The 17,056-nt window shown below is 65.1% G+C and carries 12 protein-coding genes; 8 read left to right on the forward strand and 4 right to left on the reverse strand.

Translation table 11 applies throughout. The features are described from left to right. Nucleotides 1-358 precede the first annotated feature (358 nt). The 8 genes from glnE to ACIPZ8_RS13915 all read left to right on the forward strand — a co-directional run bounded on the left by glnE (nt 359) and on the right by ACIPZ8_RS13915 (nt 10,364). A complete protein-coding gene (glnE, locus tag ACIPZ8_RS13880; protein WP_400723874.1) occupies nt 359-3,292 on the forward strand; it encodes a bifunctional [glutamate--ammonia ligase]-adenylyl-L-tyrosine phosphorylase/[glutamate--ammonia-ligase] adenylyltransferase in 2,934 nt (977 codons plus the stop codon). A gap of 111 nt (nt 3,293-3,403) precedes the next feature. After that, complete coding sequence (waaF, locus tag ACIPZ8_RS13885; protein WP_400723877.1) at nt 3,404-4,453, forward strand: lipopolysaccharide heptosyltransferase II; 1,050 nt, start codon at nt 3,404-3,406, stop codon at nt 4,451-4,453. Further along, nucleotides 4,454-5,512 carry a lipopolysaccharide heptosyltransferase I gene (gene waaC / locus ACIPZ8_RS13890; protein ID WP_400723880.1) on the forward strand — a complete coding sequence of 353 codons (1,059 nt, stop codon included), beginning with the start codon at nt 4,454-4,456 and terminating at the stop codon, nt 5,510-5,512. Next, on the forward strand, nt 5,512-6,636 hold the full coding sequence (locus ACIPZ8_RS13895; RefSeq protein WP_400723883.1) for a glycosyltransferase family 4 protein: 1,125 nt from the start codon (nt 5,512-5,514) through the stop codon (nt 6,634-6,636). The genes waaC and ACIPZ8_RS13895 overlap by 1 nt, the downstream gene beginning before the upstream one ends. Further along, nucleotides 6,633-7,439, forward strand: coding sequence for a lipopolysaccharide core heptose(I) kinase RfaP (gene rfaP, locus ACIPZ8_RS13900; RefSeq protein WP_400723886.1), 807 nt, complete (start codon nt 6,633-6,635; stop codon nt 7,437-7,439). The genes ACIPZ8_RS13895 and rfaP overlap by 4 nt, the downstream gene beginning before the upstream one ends. After that, nucleotides 7,439-8,173: a lipopolysaccharide kinase InaA family protein gene (locus ACIPZ8_RS13905; RefSeq protein ID WP_400723888.1), complete on the forward strand. Its 735-nt coding sequence runs from the start codon at nt 7,439-7,441 to the stop codon at nt 8,171-8,173. Before rfaP ends, ACIPZ8_RS13905 begins: the two co-directional genes overlap by 1 nt. Next, on the forward strand, nt 8,170-8,922 hold the full coding sequence (locus tag ACIPZ8_RS13910) for a lipopolysaccharide kinase InaA family protein (RefSeq protein WP_400723891.1): 753 nt from the start codon (nt 8,170-8,172) through the stop codon (nt 8,920-8,922). The genes ACIPZ8_RS13905 and ACIPZ8_RS13910 overlap by 4 nt, the downstream gene beginning before the upstream one ends. Beyond that, nucleotides 8,922-10,364 (forward strand): lipopolysaccharide kinase InaA family protein, encoded by a 1,443-nt coding sequence (locus ACIPZ8_RS13915; RefSeq protein WP_400723894.1) that lies wholly within the window; start codon nt 8,922-8,924, stop codon nt 10,362-10,364. The genes ACIPZ8_RS13910 and ACIPZ8_RS13915 overlap by 1 nt, the downstream gene beginning before the upstream one ends. Here ACIPZ8_RS13915 and ACIPZ8_RS13920 read toward each other — a convergent pair. The 4 genes from ACIPZ8_RS13920 to ACIPZ8_RS13935 all read right to left on the reverse strand — a co-directional run bounded on the left by ACIPZ8_RS13920 (nt 10,325) and on the right by ACIPZ8_RS13935 (nt 17,001). Then, complete coding sequence (locus ACIPZ8_RS13920; protein ID WP_400723897.1) at nt 10,325-13,129, reverse strand: dermonecrotic toxin domain-containing protein; 2,805 nt, start codon at nt 13,127-13,129, stop codon at nt 10,325-10,327. The two genes, ACIPZ8_RS13915 and ACIPZ8_RS13920, sit on opposite strands and share 40 nt — an antisense overlap. A gap of 73 nt (nt 13,130-13,202) precedes the next feature. Continuing rightward, the gene (locus ACIPZ8_RS13925) at nt 13,203-13,376 is read right to left on the reverse strand and encodes a hypothetical protein (protein ID WP_400723899.1); all 174 of its coding nucleotides are present in this window, start codon (nt 13,374-13,376) and stop codon (nt 13,203-13,205) included. Then, entirely contained in the window at nt 13,373-14,485 is a 1,113-nt protein-coding gene (locus ACIPZ8_RS13930; RefSeq protein WP_400723902.1) for a PepSY-associated TM helix domain-containing protein, read from the reverse strand. Before ACIPZ8_RS13930 ends, ACIPZ8_RS13925 begins: the two co-directional genes overlap by 4 nt. A gap of 83 nt (nt 14,486-14,568) precedes the next feature. Next, nucleotides 14,569-17,001, reverse strand: a complete 2,433-nt coding sequence (locus ACIPZ8_RS13935) for a TonB-dependent siderophore receptor (protein ID WP_400723905.1) — start codon at nt 16,999-17,001, stop codon at nt 14,569-14,571. Nucleotides 17,002-17,056: the final 55 nt, after the last annotated feature.

The raw sequence follows: 17,056 nt of genomic DNA on the forward strand, positions 1-17,056 counted from the left end.
CCAGAATCGGGGGCCTGAGTTTGCGACTGGCCTTATGGGCAGACGTCGTGAATTCTTGGATTACCGGGGTGTCTCCCGGCGCCGTGTAGTTTTACTACATTTGCTTCGGCATTTCATGCTTTTGCACGCCATGGGTAGTAGTAAAACTACACAAATGCGACGTTTGGTCGCACCTCGGCTTGTGAGGAAAAACGTTCATGTTGGTTGGCGATGTGTCGCGAACAGGTGAATCTTGATGTTTCTTGCCAATGATTCGTTTTTTTCAGCTATTTCCAACTTTTGTATGACAGTCCAACCGTGGTCCAGCTTCCTCTTGGCCGCTTTTTCCCCTTCATTTCACGCCGATCAAGGATAGACCATGCGCCTACCTTTGCCGCTCGAACTGCCTGCTTCCCTGCAACCGCTGGTCGTTCGCAACCAGCAGTTTCTGAGCGATGCCGTGGCAGGCCACGCCGACCTCGACCTGCACACCTGGACTCCGTTGCACCGGCAACAGTTCGACCAGGTTGCTGCTGCCAGTGACTTCGTCCTTGGCGTGGCCCAGCGTGAGCCAGCCATGCTCTTCGCCCTGATCGCCAGCGGTGAACTGGACCGTCGCTACGCCCCCGGTGAGTTGCGCGGGCAGATCGCCGCAGCGGCACAGGCCGCGCAGAGCGAGGACGAGCTGGCGCGCAACCTGCGCCGCGAGCGCAACCGCCAGCAGCTGCGGATCATCTGGCGTGACATTACCCGCCAGGCCGAGCTGGGCGAGACCTGCCGCGACCTGTCGGACCTCGCCGACGCGGCCATCGACGAGGCCTACCAGTGGCTGTACCCGCGCCATTGCCAGCAGTTCGGCACGCCGATCGGCAACCGCAGCGGCCAGCCGCAGCACATGGTGGTGCTGGGCATGGGCAAGCTGGGCGCGGTGGAGCTGAACCTGTCGTCGGACATCGACCTGATCTTCGCCTTCCCCGAAGGCGGCGAAACAGAAGGCGTCAAACGCTCGCTGGAAAACCAGGAATTCTTCACCCGCCTGGGCCAGCGCCTGATAAAGGCGCTCGACCCGGTGACCGTCGACGGTTTCGTGTTCCGCGTCGACATGCGCCTGCGCCCCTACGGCTCGGCCGGCGCGCTGGTGCTCAGTTTCAATGCGCTGGAGCAGTACTACCAGGACCAGGGCCGCGACTGGGAACGCTACGCGATGATCAAGGCGCGGGTGGTGGCCGGTGACCAGGCCGCCGGCGCGCAGCTGCAGGAAATGCTGAAACCGTTCGTGTACAGGCGTTACCTGGACTTTTCGGCGATCGAAGCGCTGCGCACCATGAAGCAGCTGATCCAGCAGGAAGTGCGGCGCAAGGGCATGGCCGACAATATCAAGCTCGGTGCCGGCGGCATCCGCGAGGTCGAGTTCATCGCCCAGGCCTTCCAGCTGATCCACGGCGGCCGTGACCTGAGCCTGCAACTGCGGCCATTGCTCAAGGTGCTGGCGACCCTGGAAGGCCAGGGTTACCTGCCGCCGGCTGTGGTGGCGGAGCTGCGCGAAGGTTATGAATTCCTGCGTTACACCGAGCATGCCATCCAGGCCATCGCCGACCGCCAGACGCAGATGCTGCCGGACAGCGAGCTCGACCGTGAGCGTGTCGCCTATATCCTTGGCTTTGCCGACTGGCAAAGCTTCCACGATCAGTTGATGTACTGGCGCGGCCGGGTCGACTGGCACTTCCGCCAGGTCATCGCCGACCCGGATGAAGACGAAGGCGAGGGCGAGTTGGTGGTGGGCGGCGAGTGGTCGCCGCTGTGGGAACAGGCACAAGATGAAGAGGCCGCCGGCCGCCAGCTGGAGGAGGCGGGCTTCAAGCAGCCGGCCGAAGCCCTGCGCCGCCTGGCCGCGCTGCGCGCCAGCCCGCAGCTGCGCTCGATGCAGCGCATCGGCCGCGAGCGCCTGGATGCTTTCATTCCACGCCTGCTGGCCCAGGCCGTGGAGCATGACAACCCGGACCTGGTGCTGGAGCGTGTGCTGCCGCTGGTCGAGGCCGTGGCGCGGCGTTCGGCCTACCTGGTGCTGCTCACCGAAAACCCGGGGGCGCTGCGGCGCTTGCTGACCCTGTGCGCCGCCAGCCCGTGGATTGCCGAGCAGATCGCCCGCTACCCGTTGCTGCTCGATGAGCTGCTCAACGAAGGCCGCCTGTTCAGCCCGCCGCTGGCGCCGGAGCTGGCCGCCGAGCTGCGCGAGCGGTTGACGCGCATCCCCGAGGACGACCTGGAGCAGCAGATGGAGGCATTGCGCCACTTCAAGCTGGCCCACAGCCTGCGTGTGGCAGCCTCGGAAATCAGCGGCAACCTGCCGTTGATGAAAGTCAGCGACTACCTGACCTGGCTGGCCGAAGCGATTCTCGACCAGGTGCTGGCCCTGGCCTGGCGCCAGACCGTGGCCCGTCATGGCCAGCCCAAGCGCAGCGACGGCAGCCTGTGCGACCCAGGGTTCATCATCATCGGCTATGGCAAGGTCGGTGGCCTGGAACTGGGCCATGGTTCGGACCTGGACCTGGTGTTCATCCACGATGGCGACCCGCAAGCGGAAACCGACGGCGCCAAGCCGATCGACAGCGCGCAGTTCTTCACCCGCCTGGGCCAGCGCATCATCCACCTGCTGACCACCCAGACCAACTCCGGCCAGCTGTACGACGTCGACATGCGCCTGCGCCCGTCTGGCGCGGCGGGGCTGCTGGTCAGCTCGCTGGGGGCGTTCGAACGCTACCAGCAGAGCGAAGCCTGGACCTGGGAGCACCAGGCCCTGGTGCGCGCCCGTGTGCTGGTGGGCTGCAAGCAGGTGGCATCGGCGTTCGAGGGCGTGCGTGCCAAGGTCCTGGGCCAGGCCCGCGATCTGGGCACGTTGCGCAGCGAAGTGAGCGAGATGCGCGCCAAGATGCGCGACAACCTCGGCACCAAGGCCACGCTTGCCGGTACCGCGGCCAATGCCTTCGATGCCGGTGTGGCGTTCGATATCAAGCAGGATGCCGGCGGTATCGTCGATATCGAATTTATGGTGCAATACGCCGCTTTGGCCTGGTCTCACGAGCACCCGGCCATACTCCGATGGACCGATAACATCCGCATTCTGGAAGAGCTGGAGCAGGCAGGTTTGATGCCGGCCAGTGACGCGGTGCTGTTGCGTGAGGTGTACAAGGCGTTCCGCTCGGCGTCGCACCGCCAGGCCCTGCAGAAGCAGGCCGGGGTGATCGATGCGGCGCAGTTTGCCGATGAGCGCCGCCAGGTGCGGCGGATCTGGGGTGAACTGGGGCTGACCTGAAGGCCGTGAAAGGGTCTGAGTGGTACACTGTCCGCCACATAGCCTGAATATAAAGAGGGGAGGCCAGGCTGTATGCAGCCTGTAGCCTCCCCGAGCGTTTCTGGACTAAGCATGAGAATACTGATCATTGGCCCCAGCTGGGTCGGCGACATGGTGATGGCGCAGACCCTGTTCCAGTGCCTGAAACAGCAGCACCCCGACTGCGTGATCGACGTGCTGGCACCCGAGTGGAGCCGGCCGATCCTCGAACGCATGCCCGAAGTGCGCCAGGCCTTGAGCTTCCCGCTCGGCCACGGCGCGCTGGAGCTGGCCACGCGTCGGCGCATCGGCAAGTCCCTGGCCGGCCAGTACGACCAGGCCATCCTGCTGCCCAACTCGCTGAAGTCGGCACTGGTGCCGTTCTTTGCCGGCATCCCCAAGCGCACCGGTTGGCGTGGCGAGATGCGTTTCGGCCTGCTCAACGACGTGCGCAAGCTGGACAAGGCCCGCTACCCACTGATGATCGAGCGCTTCATGGCCCTGGCCTACGCGCCCGGTGCCGAGCTGCCGCAGCCGTATCCGCGGCCGAGCCTGCAGATCGAAGCGCAGAGCCGTGAAGCCGCCATGGCCAAGTTCGGCCTGGCGCTGGACCGGCCGGTGCTGGCGCTGTGCCCAGGCGCCGAGTTCGGCGAGGCCAAGCGCTGGCCGAGCGAACACTACGCCGCCGTGGCCGATGCGATGATCCGCCAGGGCTGGCAGGTGTGGCTGTTCGGCTCGAAGAACGATCATGCGGTCGGCGAGCAGATCCGCGACCGCCTGATTCCGGGCTTCCGTGAAGAGTCTTACAACCTGGCGGGCGAAACCTCGCTGGCCGAGGCCATCGACCTGATGTCCTGCGCCGATGCCGTGGTGTCCAACGACTCCGGCCTGATGCACGTCGCCGCCGCGCTGAACCGCCCGCTGGTCGCGGTGTACGGTTCCACTTCGCCAGGCTTCACGCCGCCACTGGCCGAACAGGTCGAGGTGGTGCGCACCGGCATCGAGTGCAGCCCGTGCTTCGACCGCACCTGCCGCTTCGGCCACTACAACTGCCTGCGCCTGCTGGAGCCCGGCAAAGTCATCGCTGCCCTGCACAGCCTGGGTGGCCCGAACCTGATCGATACCGTGGCCGAGGTCGACTAAGTGCGGGTACTGATCATCAAGACCTCGTCACTGGGTGATGTGATCCACACCCTGCCGGCGCTGACCGACGCCGCCCATGCCATCCCGGGCATCCGTTTCGACTGGGTAGTGGAAGAAGGCTTCGCCGAGATCCCCAGCTGGCACCCGGCGGTCGACCAGGTCATCCCGGTGGCGATCCGCCGCTGGCGCAAGAACATTTGGCAGACGATCAAGAGCGGCGAGTGGAAGGCGTTCAAGCAGCGCGTTCGCGAGCGCAAGTATGACCTGGTGATCGATGCCCAGGGCCTGGTCAAGTCGGCCTGGCTGACCCGCTACGTCAAGGCTCCGGTCGCCGGCCTGGACCGCTACTCGGCCCGTGAGGGCTGGGCCAGCCGTTTCTACGACCGGCCGCTGTCGGTTGCCGTTGGCCAGCATGCCGTGGAGCGGGTGCGCCAGCTGTTCGCCATGGCCCTGGCCTACGACCTGCCGGAAGGCATCGGCCAGTACGGCCTCGACCTCGACCGCCTGCAACTGCCGCCGGCTGCGCCCTACGTGGTGTTCCTGCACGGCACCACCTGGGCGACCAAGCACTGGCCCGAGGCCTACTGGCGCGAACTGGCCGAACGCCTGGGCCGGCGCAAGCTGCAGGTGCGCCTGCCGTGGGGCAACCCGGCCGAGAAGGCCCGCGCCGAGCGTATCGCCCAAGGCTTGAACAACTGCCAGGTGCTCCCCAAATTGAACCTTGCCGGCGTCGCCCGTGTGCTGGCGGCGGCCAAGGCCTGCGTGGCGGTGGATACCGGCCTCGGCCACCTGGCTGCCGCGCTGGACGTGCCGACCATTTCGCTGTTCGGCCCGACCAACCCGGGCCTGACCGGCGCCTACGGCCGTGTGCAGGTTCACCAGGCCAGCGATTTCCCTTGTGCACCGTGCCTGCAAAAGAAGTGCACCTACAAACCGAGCGCTGACGACCAGCGCCGGTTCGATCTGAAACGCGAGTGGCCGCTGTGCTTCACTCGCCTGAATCCCGAGCATGTAGCGAGCCGCCTGAGCGCGCTGCTGCTGGCTGAGGATGTTCGTTGATGCAACTGGCTTTCGTGCTTTACAAATACTTCCCCTTCGGCGGGCTGCAGCGCGATTTCATGCGCATTGCCCTGGAATGCCAGAAGCGGGGCCACCAGATCCGCGTGTACACGCTGATCTGGGAGGGTGATATTCCGCCGGGCTTCGAGGTGCTGGTGGCGCCGGTCAAGGCGATCTTCAACCACCGGCGCAACGAGAAGCTCAGCGCCTGGATGGCAGCGGACCTGGCCAAGCGCCCGGTCGACCGCTTGATCGGCTTCAACAAGATGCCGGGGCTGGACGTGTACTACGCCGCCGACGGCTGCTTCGAAGACAAGGCGCAGACCCTGCGCGGCGGCTTGTACCGCCGTTGGGGCCGCTACCGGCACTTTGCCGAGTACGAGCGTGCGGTGTTCGCCAAGGACGCTCATACCGAAGTCCTGATGATTTCCGAAGTGCAGCAACCGCTGTTCATCAAGCACTACGGCACTCCCGTGGAACGCTTCCACCTGCTGCCACCGGGCATCTCCCAGGACCGCCGCGCACCGGCCAATGCCGCCGAGATCCGCGCCGAGTTCCGCAAGGAATTCAACCTGGGCGAAGACGACCTGCTGCTGGTGCAGATCGGTTCGGGCTTCAAGACCAAGGGCGTCGACCGCAGCCTCAAGGCCCTGGCCGCGCTGCCCTCGGCGCTGCGCAAGCGCACGAAACTGATGGTCATCGGCCAGGACGACCCCAAGGTGTTCCAGCTGCAGAGCGCCACCCTCGGTCTGGGTGAACAGGTGCAGTTCCTCAAGGGCCGCAGCGACATCCCGCGCTTCCTGCTGGGCGCCGACCTGCTGATCCACCCGGCCTACAACGAGAACACCGGCACGGTGCTGCTCGAGGCCCTGGTGGCCGGTCTGCCGGTGCTGGTGTCCAAGGTCTGTGGTTACGCCCACTACATCGCCGAGGCCGACTGCGGCCTGGTGCTGGACGAGCCGTTCGAACAGGAGCAGCTCAATGGCTACCTGCAGCGCATGCTCGAAGACGGGCAGGCCCGCGCCGACTGGTCGCGCAACGGCCTGGCCTTTGCCGACAGCGCCGACTTGTACAGCATGCCGCAGCATGCTGCCGATGTGATCCTGGGGCAGGAGGACACATGAAGCTGATACTGGCCGAACCCTTCAAGCGCCTGTGGGCCGGGCGTGATGCCTTCGATGCCGTGGAAGCGCTGCAAGGCGAGGTCTATCGCGAACTGGAAGGCCGCCGCACGCTGCGTACCGAGGTCGCAGGCGAAGGCTTCTTCGTCAAGATCCACCGCGGCATCGGCTGGGGCGAGATCTTCAAGAACCTGCTCACCGCCAAACTGCCGGTGCTCGGTGCCGGCCAGGAATGGCAGGCCATCCAGCGCCTGCATGAAGTGGGCGTACCGACCATGACCGCCGTGGCCTATGGCGAGCGCGGCAGCAATCCGGCCAGCCAGCATTCGTTCATCGTCACCGAAGAGCTGGCACCGACCATCAGCCTGGAAGACTTCAGCATCGACTGGGTGAAGAACCCGCCCGAGCCGCGCCTCAAGCGTGCGCTGATCGCTGAGGTGGCGAAGATGACCGGCGGCATGCACCGCGCCGGGGTCAACCACCGCGACTGCTACATCTGCCACTTCCTGCTGCACACCGACAGGCCGGTGACGCCGGAAGACTTCAAACTGTCGGTCATCGACCTGCACCGCGCCCAGACCCGGGTGAAAATCAGCCGCCGCTGGCGTGACAAGGACCTGGCCGCGCTGTACTTCTCGGCGCTGGACATCGGCCTGACCCGGCGTGACAAGCTGCGCTTCCTGCGCGGCTACTTCCAGCAACCGTTGCGGCAGATCCTGGCCGAGGAAGCCGCGCTGCTCGCCTGGCTCGAACGCAAGGCGCAGAAGCTCTACGATCGCAAGCAACGCTATGGGGATGCACTCTGATGGCGGGTTGGACACTGGCGCCAGGCTACGAACATCTGGCGTCGGACTTCGGCAGCCTCGATGCGGTCTTTGCCCTCAAGGGCGAACACCTCACGCGTGACCCGCTCAGCGAGGTCATCCGCATCGAGCGTGACGGGGTCAACTACTACGTCAAGCGCTACACCGGCGCTGGCAAGCACATGCGCCGCTACCTGGGCCGGCCACGCATCAAGGCTGAATGGCAGAACCTCAAGCAGTTTGCCAAATGGGAGATTCCCACGGCCGAAGTGGTGGCTTGGGGCCTGGAACGCAAAGGCCTGGCCTTTGGCCGAGGCGCGATGATCACTCGCGAACTGCCACGCACCGAAGACCTCTCGGCCCTGGCCGAGCGCAACGACCCACGCCTGGCTGACCGGGTCTGGGTCGACAAGCTGAGCCGTCAGCTGGCGCGCCACACCCGAGTGATGCATGAGCACCGTTTCGCCCACAACGACCTGAAATGGCGCAACCTGCTGGTCGACGACCTGGGCACGCTGTTCTTCATCGACTGCCCGACCGGCGACTTCTGGCGCGGCTTCATGTGGCGCCACCGCATGATCAAAGACCTGGCATGCCTGGACAAGGTGGCCAAATATCACCTGTCGGCGACCCAGCGCCTGCGCTTCTACCTGCAGTACCGTGGGCGTCAGCGCCTGAATGTGCGCGACAAGCGGCGCATTCGCCAGGTGCTGGGCTTCTTCGAGGGAAGGGAATGACCGATTACCTGGCCAGCGCGGACCTCGCGCTGCTCAAACGCCATGGCTTGAACGACTTCGAGGCGCTGTGGGCGCTGCAGCTCGACGCCGTGGACGAACCCAACACCGGCCGTGGCGGCTGGAGCAGCGTCTACCGCCTGGAGCTTGAAGGCAAAGGCTATTACCTCAAGCGCCAGAGCGATTACCTGACCCGCACCTTGCACCGGCCGTTTGGCGAGCCGACCTTCGCCCGCGAATTCCGCAATATCAGCCGCTACCAGAAACTGCGCATTCCTGCCTTGCAGGCTGTGTTCTACGGCGAGCGCAAGCAGAACGGCCAGCACCGGGCGATCCTGATGACCCGTGCGCTGGACGAATGGAGCGACCTGGAGGGCCTGCTGGCCCAGTGGCCACAGCTTGCCGATGACGCCCGGGTGGGCATCCTCAAGGCCTGCGGCCAGCTGGCGCGTACCCTGCACGGCGCCGGCCTGGTGCACGGCTGTTTCTATCCCAAGCACATCTTCCTGCGCCAACGCCGCGAGGGCTGGGAAGCGCAGCTGATCGACCTGGAAAAGACCCGGCCGCTGCTGTTCGGCATGCGCGACCGCCTGCGCGATCTGGAGCCGCTGCTGCGCCGTGCCGGTGCCTGGAGCGAGGCGGACGTGCGCCAGTTGCTGGCTGCCTACCTGCAGCAGCCTGCCGACAGCGCCCTGCTCGGCACCTGGCTGCAACGCCTGACGCAACGCCGTCGTGAAAAAGAGGCCCGCTGATGCGTTTGTCCGAACTCAAAGACGCCGGGCGCAGCCCGACGCTGCCCTTGAGCATCACCCTGGCCGATGCCGCTGGCACGGCTGACCTGCAACTGCTCAGCCTGCTGCGGGTGTTGCCTGGCCAGCGCTATGTTGGCGCTGGCATCTGGCGCGGCACCCCGGTGCTGGCCAAGCTGCTGGTCGGCAGCAATGCCGCACGGCATTTCCAGCGCGAACTGGATGGCGTGAAGCTGCTGGCCAAAGAAGGCCTGACCACACCGCAACTGCTCGCTGACGGCCTCAAGGAAGGCGAGGGCGGCTGGCTGCTGTTCGAGTTCCTCGATGGCGCCGAAAGCCTGGCCGATGCCTGGGCTGCGGTGGAAAAACTGCCGGTACTGGCCGACGAGCAGCACCTGGTCCTGGGCGAAGCCCTCACGGCCGTGGCACAGATGCATGCACAAGGCCTGTGGCAGGAAGACTTGCACCTGGACAACCTGCTGCGCCACGGCGGCAAGCTGTACCTGATCGACGGTGCCGGCATCAAGGCCGAGACCCCCGGCCAGCAGCTGTCGCGCCCACGCGTGCTGGAAAACCTCGGGGTGTTCTTCGCCCAGTTACCCAAGCGCCTGGAGCCGTTCATCGAAGAGTTGCTGGTGCACTACCTGCTGGCCAACGCCGAGCACGCGCTGCCGATGGAAGCGCTGCAGAAGCAGGTGGACAAGGTGCGCAGCTGGCGGCAGAAGGATTACCTGGAAAAGGCCGGTCGCGAGTGCAGCCTGTTCAGCGTCGAGCGCAGCCTTTCGGGCCTGCGCGCGATTCGCCGCAGCGAAGTGGACGCCATGCTGCCGGTACTGGAGCAAGCCGACGCGCTGATCGACAAGGGCCACCTGTACAAGACCGGCGGTGCGGCCAGCGTGGCGCGCATCGAGGTGAACGGTCGCAAGCTGGTGCTCAAGCGCTACAACATCAAGAACACCGCACACTGGTTCAAGCGCTTCTGGCGCCCGAGTCGCGCCTGGCACTCGTGGATCGAAGGGCACCGTCTGGAGTTCCTCGACATCGCCACGCCCCGCCCGCTGGCGGTGCTGGAGCAACGGGTGATGGGCCTGCGCAGCCGCGCCTACCTGGTCACCGAATATGTCGATGGCCCGGACCTGGCCGCGTGCTTTGCGCCCTATGTGGAGAATGGCGATGCGCCTGAGGAGCAGGTCGATGCGCTGGTGCACGTGATGCAGCAACTGATCCGCGAGCGCATCAGCCATGGCGACTTCAAGGGGCACAACCTGTTCTGGGACAACGGCCAGTGGTCGCTGATCGACCTTGATGCCATGTGCCAGCACGCTACCCAACTCAGCTTCGCCCCGGCCTATGCCCGGGACCGGGCGCGCTTGCTACGCAACTGGCCTAGGGGCAGTGCCTTGCATCAGCGGCTCGACCGCCTGCTGCCCAAGCTGACCGAATAAGCTTCGGGCAGGGCCAGCCAATCGCTGCTGCGCCCAGCCTGACGCAGGCGGATGCGCCACTGGCCATCCCGCCAGCGCAGGATGGCCCATGGCACGACGCCAGCGCTGGTGGCTTCGGGGATCTGCAAGTGATAGTGCCCGGCCAGCAGGTGGTGGCGCAGTGGCAGCTGACCGCCCTGGGTTTGCAGGTAAAGCTGTTGATGATCCGTGAACAGGCCCTCGGCGTCGCTGCTCGGTAAGCCGGCCATCGGTACCTGCAGGCGGCAATCGTCGAACAGGCGCACCAGGTCCGGGAGGCCGTCGTACCAGAGCAGTGGCGAGTCGATGACCCAGTTGCCGTCCGCCAGACGTTTGATTGGCTGCTTGAGGTAGGCATCCGGGCGGTCAGGGTCGATGGCCCGCCAGCGGCTGCCATCGAATGAGACCTTGAAGTAGCGCCCTTGGGTATCTTGAATGAAGTACTCGGACAAGCCGTCGAAGGCCGAAGTCTTTTCAAACACTTCCTCGCCGTACACCCCGTCGATGCGATAACGCAGGTTGCTCGTTTCAGGGGTAACACTGAATCGTAGGGGCAGTGGCAGCGGCGGTTGCTTGGGCATCCCACGCAGTATGCGGCGCATCAGCCCCGTACTGGCCAGGCTGGTACCCGCATCGTTGAGGTGACTCAGGGCGTTGTAGGCATGGTTGAGCACACCGTTGAGGTCCTCCTGGCGGTAGGCTTCGATGCCGTTCCAGATCTCCAGAGCCATGCGCCCGAGTGCCAGCGGAATCATGACTTTGGTCGGCAGGAAGATGCTGATCAGGTCCAGCAAGGTCCAGCCCAGTTTCAGCGCCTGTTCGGCATTCACTTCGGCAGTGCTGTGGCTGTCGGCGTCTGCCGTTGCCAACATGCCGCGGACTTCGGCCATGTAACAGGCCAGGAACAGGTCGTCATCGATGGCCGGTGTCTGCAACACTCGGCCCAGGCGGCCTTTGAGCAGCAGCTTCTCGACCTGCGAAGCGGGCAGGAGCGGCAGGCGCTGGGCGAGGTAGGCGCGCAGCACTGGCTTGTCGCGCAGCAGGCGCAGCAGTGCGCGGGGGGTGGCAAATGAGCGCCAGGCACGTCGGTCTGGTGCGTCGGGTGTATAGAGCACAAAGGCGGTGGTGTTACGTGAGCTGCTGGCCAGCATTAGCACTCCCTGCACCGAGCTGCCTTGGATCAGCAGTTGGCGGGTAATCACCGCGTGCCCGTCCACGCGCGGGCGCAAGGCGTTGTGTGGTTGCGACAGCACCTGCTCGACCCAGCGATAGTGGCGCTCTGACCAGTCGCTGGAGAGGTGTCCGGCGTAGCGTGCCTTGGCCGCTTCGGCGCGCATGCGAGCACGGTTGACCTTGCTGTGTGCATGCAACCGCCACTTGCCTGCCGCTGAGTCGATCAGCTGCGTGCGCAGGTAGCTCGCGTAGCTGTCACCGACATTCAGGCTTCTGACCAGCGTCTTGATGTAGCTTGGGTTCAGCTGGGCCGGCAGGGCTGTGCCGTCGCTCCTGGCTACCCGTGCGGTCAGCCAGTAGTCATAGTCGAACCAGGCCAGATTACGGATGGCCAGCTCATCCAGCGGGTAACTGGCATGGATAGCCTCGACCAGTTCTCCGCCGACTTTTTGGAAGCCCCGCCAGGTAACGTAGGACGAAGGTTGCAAGGGGTTGAGCCAGGGCCCTGTCTGGCGTGTGTACACCACCTTGACCAGGATCTCTGACGGCTCCACGGTCAAGCCCAGGTCATGGCGAAGGCGGTCTCGTACGCGTTGCCTGGCCCAGCCCTGCAGCGATTCGCGTTGCTGGAACTGCTTGAGCGTGAGGATGCCGGGAGCGGCGACCTGCTCGCCGGCAGCGATCAGCTCCTGCATCCCTTGCATGATGTGTGCGAGCGCCTGAGGCGTTGCCGAGCGCAGCCAGTCGGGCAGGTTTTTTTCCAGGAGCGCCGCATACCGGGTGTCGAGCAGTGCCTTGCTGCCAGCCTCCATGCGCAGTGCCATGGCCTCGCGCAGCTTTTCGGCAGCTGGCTCCGGGGCGTTGGCTGGCAGTGTCGGCCAGGTCTGGCTGAGGCGCAGGCGCTGGGCTTCCAGCAGGCAGTCGACCTGCGCCTGCAACGGGTCGTCGGCGTACCACTCGTAGCGCAGGCGGTCGGCCTGGCGGGCGTTCTCGATCTGCGTATCGTTCACCATTAACCGCAGCAACGGTACGCTCTGGAGTGGATCGCCCAGGCGCTCGCACAGCTCCTGATGCAGTTCGCGCAGCGAGGGATAGGCCTCCATGCCCTGTGCCAGGCCCAATAGCAGTGCAGGGCCGGTTGCCTGGTCGGCTTCGAGGTTTTGCCCTTCCGCCGTTCCGGTGACGATCACGAACATGCCCGGCAGTGCCGCGCGCCATGCCGGGCTGCCGCGCAGGAGCACCGGGCGGTAGGCCTGGGCGCGACGTGCGAGCGGCTGGTGCTGGCGCTGCCAGGCATGGGGGAGGTCGAGGAAGGTGCCAATGACACTGGCCAGGTCCGCGCTTAGCGTCTGGTCAGCCGCGCGCAGGTCGGCCTCGGCATGCATCATCGCCCGGCGGATGTCGGCCAGACGGGTGGCGCGCGAGCGGCCTTGGGTATCGGCGGCGGCCCAGTAATCGGCGAGTTCACCATGCAGGTGCTGGCGTGATTGCAGTGGCAGGGTGACGACCGGCATCGCTTCGAGCAAGGCCAGCACCTGCTGGTGCAGGAAATCAATACGTTGCAGGGGTAGCATGTTCCGCTCTCCGCGTGTCAGGGAGCGGACATGCTGGATTGAGCGGGGCATGCCCGGGAGTTAGCCGTCTACCTCACCGGCGCAGGCCGCGCAGGCTAAGCCATGCGGGGATCCCAAGACCGACCCAGGCGAGCATGTCCCAGGCGCCATCACCGAGCAGGGCGGCGAACAGCCCCAGCGCGGCCAGCAAGGCGATGGCGGCTGGCCAGGCGAACACCCTGGCAGTTGATCGCGAACGATGGCTCATGCCTTGGCCTCCCGTGGTCGGCGTTGCTTGCCCCACCAGAGGTACACGCCGCTGCCGAGCACGATGATAGTCAGCACGTCCAGCACTGCCCATAGCACCTGCATCGGGCGGCCACCGTAGTCGCCAAAGTGCAGCGGTTGCGACAGCCCCATGGCGTCCATGTACCAGGGCCGCTCACCGACTGCGGTCACCTCAAGGGTGCGGGCATCGATCAGTACCGGTGTGAACAGGTGCGAGCTCAGGTGAGTGGCGCCGTTCATGAACACCGCGTAGTGATGCTCGCTGGAGAAGCGTGTGCCGGGGAACGCAATAAAGTCAGGACGCATGCCGGGTGCGGCCTGTTCGGCGATGTCCAGCAAGCGGCTGGCTGGCGCCCTTTCGGTGAGCGGCGGGGCATCACCATAAGGGGCGACCATCGCGGCCAGGCTGTCGTTGCGCCAGGCCGCGATGACCAGGTCGGAGAGGGCGCTGATCACGCCGGTGACGCCGACGGTGAGTGCCCAGGCCAGGGTCACCACGCCGATCAGGTTGTGCAGGTCGAGCCAGCGCAGGCGACGGGATTTGTCGTGGCGTACGGTACCGAAGTCCAGGCGGCGCATGAACGGTGCGTAGAGCACGGTGCCGGAGACGATCGCCACGACGAACAGCACGCCCATGAAGGCCAGCAGCAGTTTGCCGGGCAGGCCGGCGAACATGTCCACGTGCAGGCGCAGCATGAGCATCATGAAACCGCCATTGGCGGCCGGCATGGCCACGGCTTCGCCAGTGCGGGCGTCGAGCATGAAGGTATGGGACGAATTGGGTTCGGTGCCAGCGGTAGCAGCGGTAATCGCGAGCACGCCGTTGGGCTCATCCTTGTCGAAGCCGAAATACTGCACAACCTCACCGGGGCGATGCTGCTCAGCTTTCAGTACCAGCTGTTGCAGGTCCAGGTGTGGGGTACCGGCGGGCATCTCGCGCAGCTCTGCGGCATCGCCGAGCAGGTGTTCGAGTTCGTGGTGGAAAATCAGCGGCAGGCCGGTGAGTGCCAGCAACAGCAGGAACAGGGTGCAGACCAGGCTGCTCCAGGTGTGGACCAGGGACCAGCGGCGGATGGTTGGGCTTTTCATTACATTATGTTTCTCGATATCCAGAAAGACCGAAGCCGCCCCCAGGGGGACGGCTTGGTCGACGTGCTCAGCCAGTCAGGTCATCACCACTTGTAGGAAGCACTGGCCACGACGCTACGTTCGTCGCCGTAGTAGCAGTAGAAGCTATCGCAGGTGGAAAGGTAGTCCTTGTTGAACAGGTTGGTGGCATTGAGCGCCACCGACGCGCCCTTGAGGCTGTTGCTCAGGCGCCCCAGGTCGTAGTGCACGGTGGCGTCGAACACGGTGTAGGCGTTGGCCTTGCCCAGGTAGGTGTTGGCCTGGTCGCCGTAGGTGTTGCCGGTGTAGCGCGCGCCGCCGCCGATGCCGAAACCGTCGAGTACGCCGCTGTGCCAGGTGTAGTCGGCCCAGAGCGAGGCTTGCTGGTTGGGCATCAGCTGCAGGCGGTTGCCTTTGTACAGGCCATCCTGCACTTCCGACTTGGCCAGGGTGTAGGCGGCGGTCAGTTTGAGGTTTTCGGTGACGTCGGAAACTGCTTCCAGCTCCAGGCCATGGACTTTCACTTCGCCGGTCTGGCTGGTGAAGGTCACACCGCCTTCGTTGTTGGTGACCGAGACGTTTTTCTGCGTCAGGTCATACACGGCCGCCGACAACAGGGTGTTGGAGCCCGGCGGCTGGTACTTGATGCCCAGTTCCCACTGCTTGCCTTCGGTCGGCTTGAACGACTCGGTGGCGGACGCGGCGGCATTGGCGGCCGGCTGGAACGACTCGGCATACGACAGATAAGGCACGAAGCCCGAATCGAACACGTAGCTGATGGCGGCATTGCCGCTGAACTGCTTGTCCCGCTGGGTATTGGTGGCATCACCCTGGTTGAAGTACTTGGTGCTGGTGTGCACCCAGTCCTCACGACCGCCCAGGGTCAGGCGCCAGTTGCCGAGGGCCATCTGGTCCTGAACATACACGCCGGTCTGACGGGTTTTCTGGTCGTAGTCGTAGAATGCCGTGGAGCGGTCCGGACGGGTGATCGGCACTCCGTAGACCGGGTTGATCACGTTGCTGTCCGGCACGTTGAAGCCGAAGATCGACAGGTAGTTGGTGTTGACGCGCTGGTGGTCCAGCCCCAGCAGCAGGGTGTGGGTCACGTCGCCAGTGGCGAAGTCGGCCTGGAAGTTGTTGTCCACCGCGAACTGGCTGATGTCTTCATCGGTGTTGGTGGACATGCGGCTGACGGTGCCGTCGTCCTTCACCGGCGGCGTGGTTTCGTTATAGCTACCGGGGGTGATGGTCTGGAACGCCAGGTCCGTCTTGGTGTAGCGCAGGTTCTGGCGGAACTGCCAGACATCGTTGATGCGATGTTCGAAAGCGTAACCCAGCGCGTAGTAGGTGCGGTCGTAGAACTCGTAGTCCGGGTCGCCCAGGTTCTTGTGGTGGGAGATCTTGCCGAACGGCATGTCGATCTTGGTGCCCTGGATTGGCCGGAACTGGCTGGTGGCGCCGGTATCGTCGCGGGTGAACTGGGTCAGCAAGGTCAGCGAGGTGTCGTCGTCGATGTTCCAGGTCAGGCTTGGGGCGATGTTGTAGCGCTTGTCGTCGATATGGTCGATCTGTGTGCCGCCATCACGGATCACGCCGCTGACGCCATACAGAAAACGGCCTTCGTCGTCGATTTTACCGGTGCTGGCGAAGTTGATCTGGCGGTGGTTGTCGCTGCCGTACTGCACTTCGATCTCGTTGGCGCTTTCGGCCTGAGGGCGGCGGCTGACCATGTCCAGCAACCCGCCAGGCGGTGTCTGGCCGTAGACAGATGAGGCCGGGCCGCGCAGTAAGGCCAGGCGGTCGAGGTTCCAGGTTTCGGCTTTCGGGTTGGCATACACGCCGCGTGGCAGCGGCAGGCCGTCGAGGAACTGGGTTGGTTCGAAACCACGCACGCGCATCCAGTCGTAGCGGGTGTCGCTGCCGAAGCTGGCGGAGACGATACCCGGCATGTACTTCACGGCGTCGTCCAGGCTGTGCACACCGCGGTCGCTCATCTGCTGACGGGTGGCCACGGAGATCGAGCGCGGTACTTCGACCAGCGCGGTGTCGGTCTTGGTGCCGGCGGCGGTGCGCTTGGCCAGGTAACCATCCACCGGGCCCCAGGCGCTCTCGGAAGCGCTGGCGGCATTCACGGTGGTTTCCGGCAGGGCCAGGGCGCCCTCCGGCACGGCGACCAGGCTGTAGCTGCCCACGCTGCTCTGCTGCAGTTGCAATCCGGTGCCCAGCAAGGCGGCCTGCAGGGCGCCGAGGCCATCGTACTGGCCGTTGACCGGGGCCGAGGTGCGGCCGCTGACCAGCGCCGGGTCGATGGCCAGGGCGATGCCCGACTGGCTGGCGATCTGGTTCAGGGCGGTGGCCAGCGGTGCGGCGGGCAGGTTGTAGGCGCGCGGCGCGGATTGCTCGGCGGCGAACAGGGCGGTGCTGGACAATGGCGCGGCCACGGCGATGGCCAGGGCCATCAGGCTGGGACGCAGGATACGATCAACGGCACGGGACATGCAGCGGTTCCTCGACGGATAAGAGCTAACTGCTTCCTTGCCGAGCGAGATTCCA

The organism is Pseudomonas sp. NPDC089422, assembly GCF_044749405.1.
Taxonomy (GTDB): Bacteria; Pseudomonadota; Gammaproteobacteria; order Pseudomonadales; family Pseudomonadaceae; genus Aquipseudomonas.